Raw genomic sequence first — 17513 nt, 5'->3', positions numbered from 1 at the left:
GGGTCAGGGCTCCTGGCCGCGCTTCTGTACCCAGAACTGATACATGGCAGTAAACGTATCCGGATTCTCGGTCTCGAATACGTGCCAGTGGTCGAGATCGGTCTGCGATCGATCGGCGGGAAAGCGCGCTGCATATTGGTTGATGATGCCGGGATCGAGGGAAAACCCGATAAAGATCAGATGCAGTTCTTCGAGACTTGCTTTGAGTTGGGGTAGCGTGTAGCGATGCTCCTGGACATGAAACAGCAGGTCACGGCACTCACTCATTCCATAAAAGTCTCTGGCCGATAAGATTTGCCTGAACTGAGCGGCATTCTCCAGGGACATCAGGTCCTGGCGGCATCGGCGAATGTCTTCCGGGATCGGCTGATACTCATGTCCGGTAATGAAATTTTGTGCGGCAGCTTCATTCTGACGCGCACACTCGCTGTAGAAGCCCAAACGCATGAATCCACCGGGCTGTAGTAACGAAAGCAGTTGACGCCATCCCGCCATCGGGTCTGCAAGATGGTGCAGCACGCCTACCGATTCGATGATGTGAAACCTTCGATCGGTTGTGCCGAGCGCCATGATGTCGGCCTGCGCATATTCGATGTTTTCCAGGCCGGCTTCCCGGGTTTTTCTTTTGGCGTAGCAGAGGCTTGTCAAGCTCAGGTCAATAGCAAGAACTTTGGTGTTTTGATATCGCTGAGCGGTTGCGATCGAATGCTGGCCCGTCCCGCATCCGGCTACCAGAATTTCGAGCGGCTCATTCTTCCTGGCTCCGGTTTTGTCAGTCAGGCCCATTAGCTGGAACTGCGAAAAAGGAAATCGTTTACTCAGATAGGTATCGATCGAGATGGCTCTGCCGCCCGGTGGCAATTTTACCCATCTCGGATAGGGATTTTCTTCGTACTGCTTCTGCACCTGACGAGATGTGTTGTCCGCGATGGGGGTCAAGCGTGGGATGACGGCGTGATATTGCCGCTCTTCCAGGGGTTCGCGTGCTTGCTGGACCAACAATGCAGCGACGGTATCAGGCCAGGATTGATCCAGCAGGCTTTCAATGGATGGCAAAGCATTCAGCGGGAAATAGGCGGCTACCGCCACCAGCCATAACACGGGGATACGTGACCCGGCCGCCAGCGCTGTGACAACGCGATCCCGTAGAAACCGCGCCCGGCTGGATTCTTCGCTGGACCAGGCAAATACGTATTCGTTGATGAAGCACTGTCGCGCCAACGCACAATAAAAGGCCAGTATCTTTTCTTCTGATACGGGGTAATTTTCTTCGCTGATCGCTTTATCAAGCAGGGCATTTCTTGCCATAGTGAGAAAACGTTCCAGTTCCCTATCACAGACCGTGGTATTTTCCAGCAAACGATGAAGCAACACGTCATCGCAAATCGAAGCAAAGGCGAATGCCCCAGGCGGACCAAACAGCTCATGCTGCGATAATCCGGATGGCCATGCGCGGGCGGCCCGGGCTATGCATTCCTTGATGCCTGGATGCAGCTTGACAAGCGATATGGCCGGGTTCGCAAGGTCGGCCGGCCGCTCCCACGGTTCGGATATGGCTTGGGCAACAAGGAAGCGGATACCAGGAATTTCATGTGTAAAGTAGATATTCTTTATGCATTGCGCGAATCCGCTCTTGATTTGCGGGCTTTCCCTGATTTGTAGCGCGCGCTGGTAATTCGTGATCGCTTCGTCCAGCCTGCCTTGCTCCCTGAGCGCATTGCCGAGATTGGCATATGCCTCTGCATAATCCGGCCTGTGGGCAAGCGCGTTGCGATAACTGGCAATTGCTTCATCCAGCTTGCCTTGCTCCCTGAGCGCATTCCCCAGGTTGCTGTGCGCCTCGGCAAAATGTGGCTTAAGCACCAGTGCCTGGCCAAAGCTGACGATTGCTTCGTTCAGTTTGCCTTGTGTATTCAACACATTTCCCAGGTTGCAGTATGCTTCGGCAAAATCAGTCTTGTATGCGAGTGCGTTGCGATAGCTGGTAACGGCCTCCCCCGGCTTACCCTGTTCGTTCAGCGCGTTCCCCAGAAGGCAATGTATCTCCGCGAAATCCGGTTTGAGCATCAGCGCTTTGCGATAACTGGCAATAGCCTCGTCCAGCTTGCCCTGATCCTTAAGTGCGTTACCCAGGTTGGCGTACACTTCGGCGAAACCCGGCGCAAAAGAGAGCGCGTTGCGGTAACTGGCGACCGCTTCCTCCAGCCTGCCCTGATCCTTAAGCGCATTTCCCAGGTTGCTGTGCGCCTCCGCATAGTCGGGTTTGAACGCAAGCGCCTTGCCGATAAGTTCGATAGCGGCTTCATTCTTGCCCACTTGCCTTGCAATGAGCCCCAGGAAGTGCAGCACGCCGGGGTGATCCGGTGCTGCCTGGAGTATTTGACGATAGATGGCTTCGGCCTGAGGTAAATTCCCTGCCTGGTGATATTCAATCGCGGTCTGGAGATATGCTTGAATAGATGGATCAGACGAAGGAGTCTGGGAGTGCCCGTTCGCCACCCGCATTGTCACTTGAGCTGCTGACCGGGCTTCCTCGGATTGCTGGCAGCAGTGCTTGTATTTCCTGCCGCTATTACAGGGACATGGATTGTTGCGCGAAATTTTTTTCATGGGATCATCAATGCAAAATGATGGCTCGGAATAGCATGAACCTGGGATTGAACCAGACACCTTAACCCGATGCCCTTTACCTTCCTTTATCCTCATAGAGCGTATCCCAAATAGCACTTCCAAGCTATCTGTATTGGCAGTGTTGCCGCTTATGAGGTGTTAGAGTTTTTGAATGCCCGGGAGATACCGAACTCCAAGAAAAAACCCGCCGTAGCGGGTTTCAAATTCTGGAAATGACAGCGTTAATGCCCCGCCGAAGCGGGGGTTGTCTCTATTTTGGGCAAGTTATTGCCGGCGCCGGCGTATGGCGGCGAAACCCAGGAGACCAAGGCCGACAAGCGTCAGCGTGGCGGGTTCGGGAACACTCGCTGGAAGTTCTGCGGATGGGTCGGGTATTGGCTCTGATACTTGCTCGAACACCTGCTGATTAGTCAGGCCGGCGTTACCGGTATTTAAATGGCCGGAGGCGGCGAGCTGAGAATAGACGCCATTACTATTCAATGTTTTTATGTCCCAATTTTTGCCATTCATGCTGAGTTCGAAGGATTGTCCATTGAGTGAGAAATCTCGCACAAAATCAAGACCGTTGAATACACCGTTTTTAAACTGAATGGCGGGGCCGCCTTGAGTATTCGCATCACCGAAATGAAATTCCAACGGATTGCCGCCAAGGATGATATCGAAAATCAGATTGTTCGAGGTTCCGGCAACTGATGTCAGCGGCACAGTTACCACGCCGCTGCCCGCTCCGGGCGTGAGAGCGGAGTCGAACAGCAAGTGACCGCCAACAAAGCCTTCGGGGCAGCCACTGCACGTATTTGTGCTTTGCAGTCCCAAGTCGCTACCGAATTTAGTTACGTTGGTGACCCCACCCGAAAAGTCCGCCGTAGTATATATGGGTAACGCGTGGGCAGATGATGCAGCGGTGAGGACAAGTGCGAAGATGCTGGTCAGTCTCGATAGGTTGTTCATTTTTTTCCGTATGGGGACGATATGGAGAAAAGTTTCTCACTTCGCATCCTACGGATTTCTGGCATATTTTCTATTGGACTGAAGTACACCTGGAATCAAAAAGAAATCGATCCGAGGGAGTAAGCTCCTCAGGGATAGCGGTGTAGCCCCAAGAAGTCGTGGAGATTGTTGAAATATGATTCCTGTATACGTTCGACCACACGAGGCTCCGGCGTTGGTGTGATAGAGGCCCTCCCGGTGTTTCGATCAGTAGCGGGATCGTTACCCGAAGGCGTTTTGTGAGCAATCATCGTCTCATAAACGATGGATATGCCGTCTGCGGGTAGCCTCAAGAGCTTTCCAAATGGGTTTTTTTCGTGGGTAGGTCCCCGTCATGCAGGATATGCTCCATGCGCACAACGTCTATCTTTGGGGGATCATGCGTGAAGAAGTCGCCAGGGGTGAAAGTGAGCCGGTATGAATGCTTGAATTATCGGGTTACGCTAAACTTGACCTGCCCGTTCTTACAAGACCTGATCAATAGGCGTGGTTTTCTGGCCAGCGGCAGAAATCCGTCAACTCGACAATACTATTACTTCTAATAATTAAACCGTATCTGGCTAAAGTAAGTCCGTTGCGGCATGGGGTGAAAGACCCAGTATTTTTCGTTGTTAACATTGTCGATACCAGCGCTGATCATCACTTGCTTGCTGAGTCTGTAATTTGCGCGTAAATCGACGACGGTGTAGCTGGTAAGCCCTGTATATGAAAAACCATTGGTGTCGGTGTTATCCAATCTACCAAACTGACCGCTGCTGTAGCGGAGCATTGTTGTGACAGTGAATTTTTCGGTTGCACGGTAAGAAACCACCACGTTGGACCGCCACTGGGGAACTCTGGGTTGACGTTTGCCGGTCGTATTGACGTCAGTGGGCGAGGCTGCGTCTGCGACAACATTCTGCTCGATTTTCGAGTCGGCCCACGTGGCATTACCCAGGACATCCAGCCCCCTTATGAGAAAATCGGCTTTCTCTCCCGAGAACTCGATGCCATAAGTATCGATTTCACCAACATTGGAAATAAAGGTTGATTGTTGAGAGACACCAGTGTCTGGATTTGTAACTAACCCGACCTGGGAAAAAATGGCATTTTTTACCCGTTCCTGGAACAGACTGAGACGCAGTCTTCCCTTGTCTGGAAAATACTCGGCAGAAAGCTCGGAGGCGAGGGCATCTTCGGGCCGGAGATTAGGATTACCGTTGACCGCTATAGCGGTGGCGCCAGATCCCACTATCGACGTTTGGAATAACTCCGCCGCAGTGGGGTAGCGGTAAGCTTGACCAATAGCTGCACCTATTTTTACTCGATCGATCGGGCTCCAGGTTAGCTTGCCCTTAGGGGAAAAATTAAATGCACTTTTATTAGCTTGGTTTACCGTTTGGAGTCCAGAGCCAACAGTGGTGGTGTTGACTCCATCGTAAGCGTGCCAGTTTTCAAAACGGCCGCCAAAGGTGAAATTCCAGTTTGGAAGGAAATCCCAGGCGTCCTGCACCCAATAGCCTTCGGTTCGGGTTTTTCCAATCGAATTTGAAAAGATGCCAGTACCGCCACCGGTTTGCCAGTTGCTCGTGGTGTATACCGGATTCTTCAGAGTGTATTGGCTATGATGAACGCCAAAGCTGACCTCATGATAACCCAACCCTAGAAAATCGACGCGGGGCCGCCAAATACCCCTGGCATCGAACGTATACCAACCGGAGCCGGACAAGCTATTAGTTCTGCCAGCACCATTGGCGGCCGCAAGGAGCGGAGTAACCGTTGGCGCGCGAACGGTATCCTTGCCTAAATCGATCAGGCTACCTACCAACTCCCAGTCAAACTTTCCGCCAGTGTTGGACCTGAGATTCAGGCCATGCGACCAGGTTGTTTGGTCAACCTTATTCCCAGCGAAAGTGGGAGCGTTTGCGGCGGATAGATTGTATTGCCTGCCGTCAATATTAACGTTGCCGCTATCCACTATATTACCCGCCGCATCTCTCAGATAACTTTGCGTTTTGGCGCTAGCGTTGTTCTGCCACATTCCCAAGGTGTAGGCGAGTCGGATCGTCGGCGTAAAATCGTAGGCCAGTTTCCATTTAAAGTTGTCCTGCACAGTATGATTTATGTTTCCAGCGCCCAACACTTGGGTGGGGATGTTTGTGGGGGTTGCGGCGGAAAAAGCGCCCGTTACCGGCGTCCCGGCACTGGAACTAGTGCTTGGTACATTGGCTACCGCAAAGGTTATGGGTTGACTATGGGCATCGAGATGGCTGTAGTCGAAGCGCATCGACAGATCTTTATATTTATGGCCAATGTATCCGGAATACCTTTGGTTATGATAAGTATCTTTTGTGCCATACAAATTAAAGGTCTGGAAAGATTGCTGCACGTCCGCGCCCGCTTCAAATTTTTCCGGCATACGCGTGGTGATGTTTATCACGCCACCTATGGAATTACCAGGATAGGCGGCCGAAAAGGGCCCATACATGATATCGATGCGTTCGATTTCTCCGGGTGAGACGGTATTCCAGCGGGGCGAACCCGTGTTTGTGTTGTTATTGCCGAGCAAGGAAGATAGCAGGATACCGTCGGCATAAATCAGGCTGCGCGCACTGGCGGATGTTCCGGAGGTGCGTGTTCCCACCGGCGCGTTGGTATCACCGATATAGCGATTGCGTACTTGCACGGATGGCAGATATTTGATGGCATCTTCCGTCTGCATCATATTGACGGTAGCGTCCATCTTTTCCCTGGTGATGCTCTCTGTTGTCTGGGGCAGCCGGTATCTCTCTTTGTCGGTTTGCTTGGCGATTGGCGTGACTTTTCCCCCTATCGTCATTTCCGGCAATTTAATTGCAGACTCACCGGTAGGTGTTTTCTTTTCGTCAGGAGTGGGCGTTACATCAGTATCCTTGGGTGTTTCCGGTAAGGGGGAGGATGCGGCAGCGGTTGGTTTTTTTTCTGCTGGAGCTACAGATTTGGCCGCATCTTTTACCGGCGGCTTGGCTTCGCCAGCTGCCCAGACAGAAGATGCGCAAAACAGACCTGCCAGAGTAAGCAAGACAGGTTTTTGCTTTATAGCCGTAACATGTCGAATCCAGCGCACAACATCCTCTCGCAATAAGCTGGAGCGCGAGAATAATGCATTTTGGCTGGCGCAGGAATGCGACAAATTGCCGCACCCCGAACTAGCCCCTCGTTCTATTTGATTCCGATAACCATGGAATCCGGTCCGGTCAGCGGCTCGACGCGTGTGATGGGGAACCCGGCCTCACTCATCCAGGCCTTGCAGTCAGCACCCGTGTAATCGAAACCTCCTGGCGTTTCGATCAGCATGTTCAGGCTCATCATTAACCCGAAGGCATTCTGTGAACGGTCATCGTCAATGATGGTCTCGTAGACAATAAGGGCACCGCCTACGGGAATAGCTTCGAACGCTTTCCGGATGAGCATTTTTTTGGTGGGCAGATCCCAGTCGTGCAGGATATGTCCCATCAGCACAACGTCTGCTTTCGGGAGATCATGCTTGAAGAAATCGCCCGGCATGAACGTGAGCCGGTCTGCGACGCTCATGGCTGCGGTGTATTGCTGAAAGATTGGCGTAACTTCGGGCAAATCAAATCCCACCCCGCGCAGGTGAGGGTTGGCGAGCGCAATCTGTACGGCAAGGTCTCCCTGTGCAGTGCCTACATCGATAAACGTTTGGTAATCTTTCCAGGGAAAAAGACGGGCGATCACGGTATTGGATGCATGGCTGACACCGGTCATCGCGGAGAGAAATTCCTTCAGGCGTGCGGGATCAGCATAAAGTGTTTCAAAAAGGCCGGCGCCGCCGGTCTTGCACTCGTTCTGCGGCTGACCGGTGCGTAACGCCTCGGTGAGATCAGCCCAAAATGGATAGAGGCGGTGATTCGCCATCTCAAGAATGCCGCCTATGTAGGATGGCTTATTCCGGTCGAGAAACAGATCGGTCTCAGGCGTATTGCTGTAGTGGCCGCCCTCGCGCTTGAGGAAGCCGAGCGCCAGCAACGCATCAAGGAAATCATGTGCCGAGCGGGGATGCAGACCGAGCCTTTCGCTGAGCGAATCCAGGCTCATGGGTCCGCGCGACAACTCGGTGAAAACGCCCATCTCGACAGCACTAAGCAGCGTTTTTGATGCCCAGAAAGCCATGCCGGTCTGCAATATTTTTTCGGGGGTAGGGTGATCCTGCATGATGGCTCCAGATGAACAAGTCATTGTAATGGAATATATCTGCTTCAATTAGCTGTTATTGCATAACAACAAATTCTGCTACATTTTTAACCCGTCTCGGGATTTTTTTTACCCATTATTTTCGCGATCCGGTGAAATAGCCGGGCACAAGATTTCATGGATGTACTTCAGTACAATTTTCAACGTGCCCAAAATCCGTAAGATGAATGATAGGGCACTTGGCGGCGACATATCTCCGGTAACGGAAACCGCGCCGGAGTGAATGGCAAGTCTTGAATTGCTTACGGAGGAGTGATGTCATGGAAGGTCAATCCAAGCGCGTTTCCACGCAAATCGCGAAGTCGATTCCTCAGGCGGTGCCGCTTCTCATACCGATAAGCCGCTGGAAGAGCGACGCTATCGGCATTACCGCATATGTGTTCGAGGAATCGGAAGTCACCCTGCGCCAGTCTGGATTGGTGCCGGAGTGGGTCGGTTATCCCCCCAAATGCCCGGGTTCCGGCATCGCTGTACCCGCTCATCATTTTTTCCCCAGTTATCTGAAGCTACTGAGGCTGCAAAGCGGTCGTCTGCGTCTTGTCATTGATGCTCGCGCCGTGCTGAAGGGAGACACCTCTTTCCAGAGATTGCTTTGCAACCTGCTGGCTGATACCAAACTTTCCCTGGTGAAAGGGGAGCCTGTATGAATGGCCGAATTCAACGGACGTGAATTCATAGAGGATGGGACAAGGTGTGAGCGGATTTAAGGCCTGTTAACACTTATTTCGCACCCGCGACGGCGACGGATTTCATCCAGCACGAGGCAGAGTCGTGCGGCGGAGCAGGCCTCCGTAAGCGGCGAGTAACGAAGGGCTGGATGAAATCCATCCCGTCCCTTCGGGTTGCGCACAAAAAACGCGGATGCCGCGTTACGAAGCTTGGCCATAGGGCTGCTATGGCCTGCGCTTCGCGCCTTGCCTCCGCGTTTTTTTTTGCAACGCGGGTGCGAAATAAGTGTTAACAGGCCCTAGGATAAACCCGTCAAGAATGACGGGTTCTTTGCTTGACTATCAAACCAATCAGGTCTGGTCAGTGGTGTGTACTTGACTATCAAACCAATCAGGTCTGGTCAGTGGTGTGTATGGTGATGCGGATCACCACCATCCGCCTCTGGCTTGGCAGCTTTGGTTTTCATGGCGAGCTTGGCCTTGGGTTTGAGTGGGGTAAAACTGGCTGAGTATGCTTCCTGCCCCGGGAGTTCAACGAATACGGTGACTACTGTTTCAGGCTTGATGGAAAATTCACCTGTCCCTTTGAGGATATTGTCGCCCGCCTGCTCCAGTTTGACCGAGGTTCTGGTTTTGTCTTTACCGGTTTGAATAGTCGCCTTCCCCGAGCCGCCTTCGGCGCTCAGCTTGCTATTGGCATGATCCATCACGTAAAGCACGATTTCCTTATCCTTGGCGACAAGCTCCAGATGATAAGGCCCGGACATCCGCATCTGTCCGCCATGGGGCGACTCGACGGAATCAAAATATTCTTCGGTATGTGCGGCGGCAAACAGGGATGCCCCCATCAGCGCGGTGCCAATCAAAAACGTAGCGACTCGTAATGTGTTCATTTATGTTCTCCTGGGATTATGCAAAATTCGGTTCAGTTTCATGAGTGATTCCTGATTCTTTACGGTTTGACTGTATACCTTGTGGGGGTATATGTCAATACCTATATAGGGTATATGTTGCGTTAAACAAAAAGATATTCCGGATAAAAGATAACAAACAATAAATTGTCATATGATTGATCCCGCAGTCTATGTGGGGTGCTGTAAAAAAACCGGCTGCCGACTGGTTTCCAGCGTTTCGCTGAATGAGTCCAGATGAGAATTAGACAGGGTTGATATCCATCAATTCCATGGTGCGGCAATATGCCACATGCGTCATTTTGCCGCATTGACTCGTTGATTCGCCGGCTCGGCGGAGTTGTTTTGCTGGTGCGAAGTATGTGCCGGAGCGTTATTCAGACTGCGCTCGACGAAGAAATGCGAGAGCCATGCACTCCAATTCTCTGTGGATGCCCTCCGATTCCTCGCGCATGCACTGATGGAGAATGCCTGTTTGCCAGGCGGAGAATATGAGGGGATTAATGTAGGATTTTCGGCAGACTGCAACGGTATTGCGCAACTCTTCAGCAACCTTTTTTATTGCGATGACGATGCAGGTTCTGAGGGCACGTTTTGTTGGAAGTTCGGGCAATGGCGTATCCAGCATCAGCTCAAATGCTCTCAGCGTAGCGCCCCATGTCCGGAAATCCTTGGCAGTAAATTCGGCACCCATGGTTTCGCGCAGGTAGCCGTTTACGTGCTCCGAGGCTATGGGATGGGGCTTGCCTGCCTCATCCAGGTATTTGAAAAGATGCTGACCGCGCAATTGCTGGCAATCCCGTATGATTTTGACGATACGCGGGTTATCGACATCGACTTCATGTTCGACACCGCTCTTGCCGCGGAATTTCAGCCATGCGTGCCGCTGGCTGATGGAAGCAAGATGACGTTTACGTAGCGTGGTGAGGCCGAAGCTGCGATTGTCGTGTGCATAGGACAGATTGCCAATTCGTACCCGGGTGGTATCCAGCAAGCTTACGATAGCTGCCAGAATTTTTTCCCGGGGCAGACCTCGCCGCCTCAGGTCACGCTGCAAGCATTGCCGAAGCCCAGGCAGTGCTTCGCCGAATTCTACCATTCGATCAAATTTGATACTGTCGCGCGCCGCACGCCAGTCGGGGTGATAACGATACTGCTTACGCTTGCGCGCATCGATCCCTGTTGCCTGTAAATGGCCCTGCGCGTGAAGGCAGATCCATACGTCCGTATAGGCCGGAGGGATTGCCAGCCTGGCGATACGTTCAAGCTCACCCTTATCGATCAGTGTTTTCTTATCGGGATCGATGTAATGAAATCCGCGCCCACGCCGTATCCTCCGGATGCCGGGCTCATTATCCGAAACGTATAATAGCCCTGCCGCTGCCGCCTGTGCGGCCAGGTCATTCAACGCCAACGCCAGGGTGCCTGATCCATTCTTGTCATGCTGAACCGTCATGCGCCTGCGCTCCCATATGGTGGCAGGAATGCGGCTCAGGGACGCTGCAACCTTTTGAACGGTCAATCACCCGATTCAGGCTCACTGCGCACCCTTCCTGCTCTGGTCGACCTGGACCGCCGTTACCAGGCTGCCACGATTGCCCCATGCGTTACGAATATACGATAAGACCAGCGCGATCTCTTCATCAGGCAGGATTTGCGCAAACGGCGGCATGCCATAGGGGCGCGGGCTGCTTTCCGTGACGGGTGCATAACCGCCATTGAGTATGCTGCGAATTGCGTTAATCGGAGCGGCAAGGGTGACGCCACGGTTGCCTGCCAGCGCCGGATAAATGCCGGGCGCACCTTGCCCGAAGCTTCCATGGCAATCCTGACAATATTTCTCGTAAATCTCGCCGCCGCGCCGAAGCTGCCTATCCACCTCATCGGTAAGCTCAGGGGCTGTTCCCCTGGAATGTGGAGCGCTTCCGGGCAGTGATTTGAGGTAGGTAGCCATGGCGCGAGCATCATCCGGCGTCAGATACTGCAGGCTTTGGCTGACGACATCGGCCATCGGCCCTGTTGCGACTGCCCGGGATGACAGGCCTGTCTTGAGTAGTTGGACGATATCATCCATCGGCCAATCCGAGGCACTGCCCTCCTGGAGGGACGTCAGGGAGGGTGCATACCAGTTCGAACCCATGAGTTGTCCTCCTCCCAGCACATTGCCCTGGCTCACACCCAGCGGATTTCGCGTTGTGTGGCACGCATTGCAATGTCCGAGCCCTTGCACGAGATAAGCGCCACGGTTCCATTCATCGTTCTTTGCGGTCTCGGGTTTATAAACGCCTTGCTCGAAGTAGAGGGCGCGCCAGACATACAGGAGCGGGCGCAGATTGAAGGGGAAATTGATCCGGCTCGGCGGATTGCGTTGCGAGACGGGGGGAAGTGATTGAAGGTAGGCGAAGATCGCATCGGCATCCTCGCGTGTCACCTTTGTGTAATCCGTGTAGGGAAAAGCCGGGTATAAGGGGCTGCCGTCGCGTGCCTTGCCGTCATGCAGTGCGCGCCAGAAATCCTGTTCGGTCCATTGTCCGATGCCGGTTTCCGGATCGGGCGTGATATTAGGCGTGATGAATGTTCCGATTGACGTGGCAAGGACATGGCCCCCCGCGTAAGGCCTGCCATCCTGAGCGGTATGGCATCCCATGCAATTTCCGGCTTGCGCGAGGTAGGCACCCTTTGCCTGTAGGATTGCGGGGTCCTCAGTCTTTGACACCGGTGATTCGTTCACCGGTGGCCGATTCATCGGCGCCAGGAACAGGCCAAGGCCTATGAGCCCGGCAAGTGCGGCAGCGATGACAACAGGTTTCATCGCGATCCCTCGGATTGCAGGACGATGCTGCCGCAGCGCTTGGCGAGTTTGTCGGGAAGGGCTGCCACCGGGCCTTCATGCTTCAAAGCGGTTTCGGAGACCGGCTGCGCGGCTAGCCACGCTGCAATGGCGCTTGCTTCGTCGGTAGTAAGCTGTTTTGCAATTTCCGACATGCAGTCGGGTGTCTGTCCTCGCATCAAGCCGCCATTCTGCCAGTTGCCGAACTGGGCGATAATGTAGACGCGTGGCAGACCCAGCAGGCCGGGGATGAAAGGCGCGGTTCCCATCAGGTCCTTGCCATGACATTCAACGCAGGCGGGTATTTTTCGTGCGGGATCGCCCAGCGTTACGAGTCTTCGAGCCAGTTTGATTTCGGTGGGCGAGGAGGTCAGCGGCTCGGGCGGGGGAAAAGCCTGTTTCAGCGAAGCGAAATAGGTGGCCATATCCCGCAGGTATTGATCGGGCAAATTTTCCAGCAACAATCCCATGGGCCGGTAATGGCGCCGGCCGTCCCGAAAATTGCGCAATTGATTGAAAAGATAGCCTTCAGGCTTGCCCGCGATCCGTGGATAATACGCATCCCGGCCCTCCTTGTCCTCCGGACCATGACAGGCAATACAGGCTTTTACGCGCTCAGCCATCGTGTCAGGCGCATCAACCGGGGGAATATTGGCGGTGATAGCGGGCCCGGCAAACAACAAAAAAGCAATCAGGACAAATCGTGTCATTACGTTTCCTACTACCGTTCGTCTTTATCGGGCGCACGACAGCAGCGAGTAGCCAGCCTGAAATACCATGCTTTGCCGCCACTGCTACCGTGCGAATTTCCGTACTACTGCCATCAGTTCATCTATTGCCTCATCGCCTTTACCCGACTTGATGGCACCTTGCATGCAGCCGTGGGTATGATTCTCCAATAACAGCATAGCGACGGCGTCAAGCGCGGATTGCAGCGCGGAGACCTGGTTCAGGATATCCACGCAATAACGATCTTCCGCTATCATCTTGTTGACGCCGCGCACCTGACCCTCGATGCGGTTGAGGCGCTTCATCAGGGCTTCCTTGTCAGGTTGCACCACCATCTGCGGCGCATGGCACGGTTCCTTTCCAGGAGACAACTTTTTAGTTGACGACTTCAAAACCGGCCTCCTTGATAGCATCCTTGAACTGGTTAGGACTGGTTGTGACTGCGTCGTACTGGATCACGGCCTGTTTCTGTTCAAGAGAAACATCCGCACCATTCACGCCAGGTATCTTCTCCAATACATTTTTCACGCTGTTGACACAGCCCATGCAGGTCATTCCCTTGATTTTTATGATTTCCGTTTGCATTTCATGACTCCTTTTAGTTAAGTTGAATGAATGTTCCGCTCACGTACCCGCCCGCCATCGTTTCAGCAACAGTGAATTGCTGACTACCGATACCGAACTCATTGCCATTGCCGCACCCGCGATTACGGGATTAAGCAATCCTATCGCCGCCAGGGGTATGCCCAGTACGTTGTAGATGAAGGCAAAGAATAGATTCTGGCGGATTTTTCCCAGCGTTGCGCGCGAGAGCGAAATGGCGTCAGCCACGCTCATCAAGTCATTACGCATGAGGGTGATGTCGGCGGCTTCAATCGCCACGTCGGAACCCGCGCCGATGGCGAAACCTACGTCGGCCGCAGCCAGTGCCGGGGCATCGTTGATGCCGTCGCCCACCATGCCTATGAATTTGCCGCCCATCTTCATCTTTTTCACTTCGGCGGCTTTGTCTTGCGGCAGCACCTCGGCGCGATAAGTGCTAATCCCAACCTGCTTCGCAATGGCAGCGGCAGTGGCGGGATTATCGCCGGTCAGCATGATGACTTCGACACCCATTGATTGCAGTCGTCTTACCGCTTGTACGGAAGTGCTGCGCAACCGGTCGGCAATGGCAAGATAACCGAGAACTTCGAAAGTACCCAAAGTACCTTTGGGCGACGCGGCCACGCCTATGACGGTTTTACCTTCGCCCTGGAGAACAGCTATCGAATCGTCATTCGCCAGCACGCCATGTTCCTGTAGAAATCTGGGTGAACCGAGGATATAGTCAATGCCATCGATGCGGGCCGTGATTCCGCTACCTGTGACAGCGGTAAAATCGGTTACTGTCTGGGGCCGGATATTCATGCTGACCGCACGTTCCATCACCGCTTTTGCCAGGGGATGTTCCGAGCCTTGTTCCAGTGTCGCGGCAACCTGCATCAGCGCGTGCGCTGAGCTCGATCGTGCCGGAACAATATCCGTAACCGCCGGTTTACCTTCCGTGAGCGTGCCGGTTTTGTCCACGATCAACACCTGAATTTTCTCCGCCTGCTCCAGCGCGGCGGCATTTTTTACCAGCACGCCAGCTTGCGCGCCGCGCCCCGCTCCGACCATGATCGCGGTTGGCGTGGCCAGTCCCAATGCACAGGGACAGGCAATGACGAGTACCGCCACGGCGTTGACGAGTGCCGGAACAAATTCGCCCGCCAGCCACCATGTAAAGATCAGCGTCAGGGTACTGATGATCACCACCACCGGCACGAATATGCCCGAAATGACATCGGCCAATCGCTGGATCGGTGCCTTGGAGCCCTGCGCTTCCTCCACCAGATGAATAATGGCTGCAAGCTGGGTATGCGTGCCGACACTGGTGGCGCGGCATTTGAGCAGCCCCTGCTGGTTCAGGGTGGCCGCATACACCCTGGCCCCCGTCTGTTTTGTGACGGGCAGACTTTCGCCGGTCAGCATCGCCTCATTCACACTGGAGGCGCCTTCGATGACAGTGCCATCCACCGGCAGATTCTCGCCGGGGCGCACGATAAAAATATCGCCCACCTTGAGCGAGCTTGCGTCGACTTCGACGATTGCGCCGTCGCGCTCCACCCGGGCGGTTTTTGGCTGCAACTTGATAAGGGCTTCAATGGCCGCTGAAGTTTTGCCCTTGGCGCGGGCTTCCATCAGCTTGCCCAACAGTACCAAAGTGATGATGGCCGCGCTTGCCTCGAAATAGACATGCTGATCCAGTGACAGCAACGTAACCACCGCGCTGAAAAAGTATGCCATGCTGGTGCCCAGTGCGACTAGCACATCCATGTTGGCGCCGCCCCCGCGCAATGCATGCCACGCGGCGATATAGAAGCGCTTGCCAACCCAGAACTGCACCGGTGTTGCCAGCAGAAGCTGCAGCCAGCGCGGTACGAATTCCGCATGGTCGCCCCAGAACATGGGACCCATCTGCAGCATCAGCGGCAAGGTAAGCGCCGCCGAAATCCAGAACATGCGAAGTTCCGCATGGTACGCGGCAAGTTTCCGTGCTTTCTCCTCGGCCCGGCTGGCCTCACTGATTTCTCGGGCGCCATAGCCTGCTTTGGCAACGGCGGCGATCAGGTCATTCACCATCGTCGCACTGGTGCCGGGGTTCAGGCTGACGTGCGCTATTTCCGTAGCCAGATTGACGGTGGCGGTAACGCCGGGCAGTTTGTTCAGCGCCTTTTCGATACGTCCGCTGCATGCGGCGCATGTCATTCCACTGATTTGCAGTTGTACCGATTGTGGCGTGACATGAAACCCCGCTTTCTCGATCGAGCGGACCAGCTCTTCAGGCAGAGTGGCTGTGTCATCGAATTCCACGCGCGCTTTTTCGTTGGCGAAGTTGACCACCGCACGCACGCCCGGCAGCTTGTTCAGATTCTTTTCGATGCGCGCCGCGCAGGCAGTGCAGGTCATGCCTTCGATGGGCAGTTCGAGTTGTTTAAGTGCGAGTGTGTTCATAGATATTTGCCATCCATCTGGTCTCATTCATGGCTTCGCGCCACTTAACGCTGCCGGGTAGTGCCACCTGATTCAAGATGATTATCCGCGGGTGTTGCCTGCTGCCAGCGGGCCGACAGCGAGTTGAAGTCATAACCGGACCCGGTCAGTTTGAGTCCCCGATCCGCCATCATCAGGCCCATGGCGATAACCATGATGGCGGATGCACGTACCAGCAAATTGATGATATCGCGTGATACGGAACTGGCGATCAGCCCGAAACTTAGAAGCGGCACCAGGGTGCCTAGACCAAAAAAGAACAGCATCGTAGCGCCTTCCTGGGCGCTACCGGTACCGGCGGCCATAATGTACATCGCTTGCAACGGACCGCAACCCAGCATTAAGCCATTTAAAAGCCCGATGGATAAGGGGCTGCGCCGCTGACGCAATTCATTCGATACGCCTCGCACGACAAACCGGGGCAAACGCAGGGTGAAGTTGCGCAATATGGGGAACACATTCAGCATCTTGAGGCCATAGATGATTACGAAAAGACTGGCCGCGAGTGTGACGGCACCCCGCATGACGGGGGTGAAGGCCATGAGGGAACCCAGCAGTCCCAAACTGCCGCCGATAGCCGTATAAGACGCTGTTTTACCGGTGGCGTACATCAGATGCGCCATTGCCGTGGTACTGGCGGTGCGTGGTTCGATAGCCGCCGCATAACCCACCACAAAACCGCCGCACATGCCGATACAGTGAAACCCGGTAAAGAATCCGATAGAGAACAGCATGGCGTAGCCAAGTTGAGGACTCATCTCTCCCACTAAACCCGGGATCATGCTCTTGCCCCAGAATGTCATGCCACCCACCACCAGCAGGAAGGTGAGAAAAATCAGTGCATTTCGTATCGCGTGGCCGGAAGATTCCGTGAATGCACTTTCGAATTCATAACCTTTTTCTTCGATCGCATGCCGAATGCCGCTTTCCCCGATGGATTTGCTGTCGAACTCAATATCGACAGTTTGTTTGACATAGTCTGCATTGACTTTCCGTATGCCAGGCAAGTGACCCACCGCATTCTCGATGGTTTCCTCGCAACCGGTGCAGTGCATACCTTTGACTTTCAGATGAGCCGATTTGGCAGCCATTTTGTATACCCTAACGCTTTCGTTAACGATATCATCAATTTGATCCGCTTCCGGAAATCCACCAGATTTCGCGCCCAAGTGAGAGTACGTGCCTTGAAGCGAGTTATCGAGTGGTTTCTCACAATTTCGATTCCACTGTATACTATGGGAGGGTATATGTCAATACCCTGTTAGGGTATATGAAATCAACATCTGACGCCTATCAGAATCTCATATTGTATTGGACATAGAAGAGATCCGGCGAGACGCCTGGAGCGGTGGCTTTGAGGAAATTGCCGGCAAAGAGTTTCGAATAGCCGACCAGGATATCCTGTTGGCGGTTGACGTGGATGTTGAAACGGAAGTCGATTTCATCGCC

Annotated in this window: 14 protein-coding genes; 1 reads left to right on the top strand and 13 read right to left on the bottom strand. The window is 53.9% G+C overall.

The features are described 5' to 3' along the window. Positions 1-3: 3 nt before the first annotated feature. From BLO43_RS15075 to BLO43_RS15060, 4 genes are all read right to left on the bottom strand, one after another. On the bottom strand, positions 4-2610 hold the full coding sequence (locus BLO43_RS15075; protein ID WP_090907772.1) for a tetratricopeptide repeat protein: 2607 nt from the start codon (positions 2608-2610) through the stop codon (positions 4-6). Between the two features lie 285 nt (positions 2611-2895). Continuing rightward, complete coding sequence (locus BLO43_RS15070; RefSeq protein ID WP_090907771.1) at positions 2896-3582, bottom strand: PEP-CTERM sorting domain-containing protein; 687 nt, start codon at positions 3580-3582, stop codon at positions 2896-2898. Between the two features lie 577 nt (positions 3583-4159). Continuing rightward, positions 4160-6661 carry a TonB-dependent receptor gene (locus BLO43_RS15065; RefSeq protein ID WP_254773503.1) on the bottom strand — a complete coding sequence of 834 codons (2502 nt, stop codon included), beginning with the start codon at positions 6659-6661 and terminating at the stop codon, positions 4160-4162. A gap of 140 nt (positions 6662-6801) precedes the next feature. Then, the gene (locus tag BLO43_RS15060; RefSeq protein ID WP_217628087.1) at positions 6802-7839 is read right to left on the bottom strand and encodes a methyltransferase; all 1038 of its coding nucleotides are present in this window, start codon (positions 7837-7839) and stop codon (positions 6802-6804) included. 275 nt (positions 7840-8114) lie between these two features. Here BLO43_RS15060 and BLO43_RS15055 point away from each other — a divergent pair, with 275 nt between their 5' ends. Next, the gene (locus BLO43_RS15055) at positions 8115-8501 is read left to right on the top strand and encodes a hypothetical protein (RefSeq protein WP_090907768.1); all 387 of its coding nucleotides are present in this window, start codon (positions 8115-8117) and stop codon (positions 8499-8501) included. A gap of 422 nt (positions 8502-8923) precedes the next feature. On the opposite strand, the gene BLO43_RS15050 is transcribed toward BLO43_RS15055, so the two are convergent. The 9 genes from BLO43_RS15050 to BLO43_RS17295 form a co-directional block, all read right to left on the bottom strand. After that, positions 8924-9415, bottom strand: a complete 492-nt coding sequence (locus BLO43_RS15050) for a hypothetical protein (protein ID WP_090907767.1) — start codon at positions 9413-9415, stop codon at positions 8924-8926. Positions 9416-9806: 391 nt separating this feature from the next. Beyond that, positions 9807-10889: a DNA topoisomerase IB gene (locus BLO43_RS15045; protein WP_090907788.1), complete on the bottom strand. Its 1083-nt coding sequence runs from the start codon at positions 10887-10889 to the stop codon at positions 9807-9809. Positions 10890-10970: 81 nt separating this feature from the next. Beyond that, positions 10971-12245: a c-type cytochrome gene (locus BLO43_RS15040; protein WP_090907766.1), complete on the bottom strand. Its 1275-nt coding sequence runs from the start codon at positions 12243-12245 to the stop codon at positions 10971-10973. Then, positions 12242-12973: a c-type cytochrome gene (locus BLO43_RS15035; RefSeq protein WP_175443988.1), complete on the bottom strand. Its 732-nt coding sequence runs from the start codon at positions 12971-12973 to the stop codon at positions 12242-12244. Before BLO43_RS15035 ends, BLO43_RS15040 begins: the two co-directional genes overlap by 4 nt. An 84-nt stretch (positions 12974-13057) precedes the next feature. Further along, positions 13058-13384, bottom strand: coding sequence for a metal-sensitive transcriptional regulator (locus BLO43_RS15030; RefSeq protein WP_368086149.1), 327 nt, complete (start codon positions 13382-13384; stop codon positions 13058-13060). Then, on the bottom strand, positions 13368-13577 hold the full coding sequence (locus tag BLO43_RS15025; RefSeq protein WP_090907765.1) for a heavy-metal-associated domain-containing protein: 210 nt from the start codon (positions 13575-13577) through the stop codon (positions 13368-13370). The genes BLO43_RS15030 and BLO43_RS15025 overlap by 17 nt, the downstream gene beginning before the upstream one ends. A 39-nt stretch (positions 13578-13616) precedes the next feature. After that, a complete protein-coding gene (locus tag BLO43_RS15020; protein WP_090907764.1) occupies positions 13617-16025 on the bottom strand; it encodes a heavy metal translocating P-type ATPase in 2409 nt (802 codons plus the stop codon). A gap of 44 nt (positions 16026-16069) precedes the next feature. Next, positions 16070-17155, bottom strand: coding sequence for an urease accessory protein UreH domain-containing protein (locus tag BLO43_RS15015; RefSeq protein ID WP_090907786.1), 1086 nt, complete (start codon positions 17153-17155; stop codon positions 16070-16072). 202 nt (positions 17156-17357) lie between these two features. Then, the gene (locus BLO43_RS17295; protein ID WP_368086144.1) at positions 17358-17504 is read right to left on the bottom strand and encodes a hypothetical protein; all 147 of its coding nucleotides are present in this window, start codon (positions 17502-17504) and stop codon (positions 17358-17360) included. Positions 17505-17513 lie beyond the last annotated feature (9 nt).

Source organism: Nitrosospira sp. Nsp13 (genome assembly GCF_900101945.1).
GTDB classification, from domain to species: domain Bacteria; phylum Pseudomonadota; class Gammaproteobacteria; order Burkholderiales; family Nitrosomonadaceae; genus Nitrosospira; species Nitrosospira multiformis_D.
Note: the sequence above shows the minus strand (reverse complement) of the source record. Positions and strands in the feature narration are given on the sequence as shown.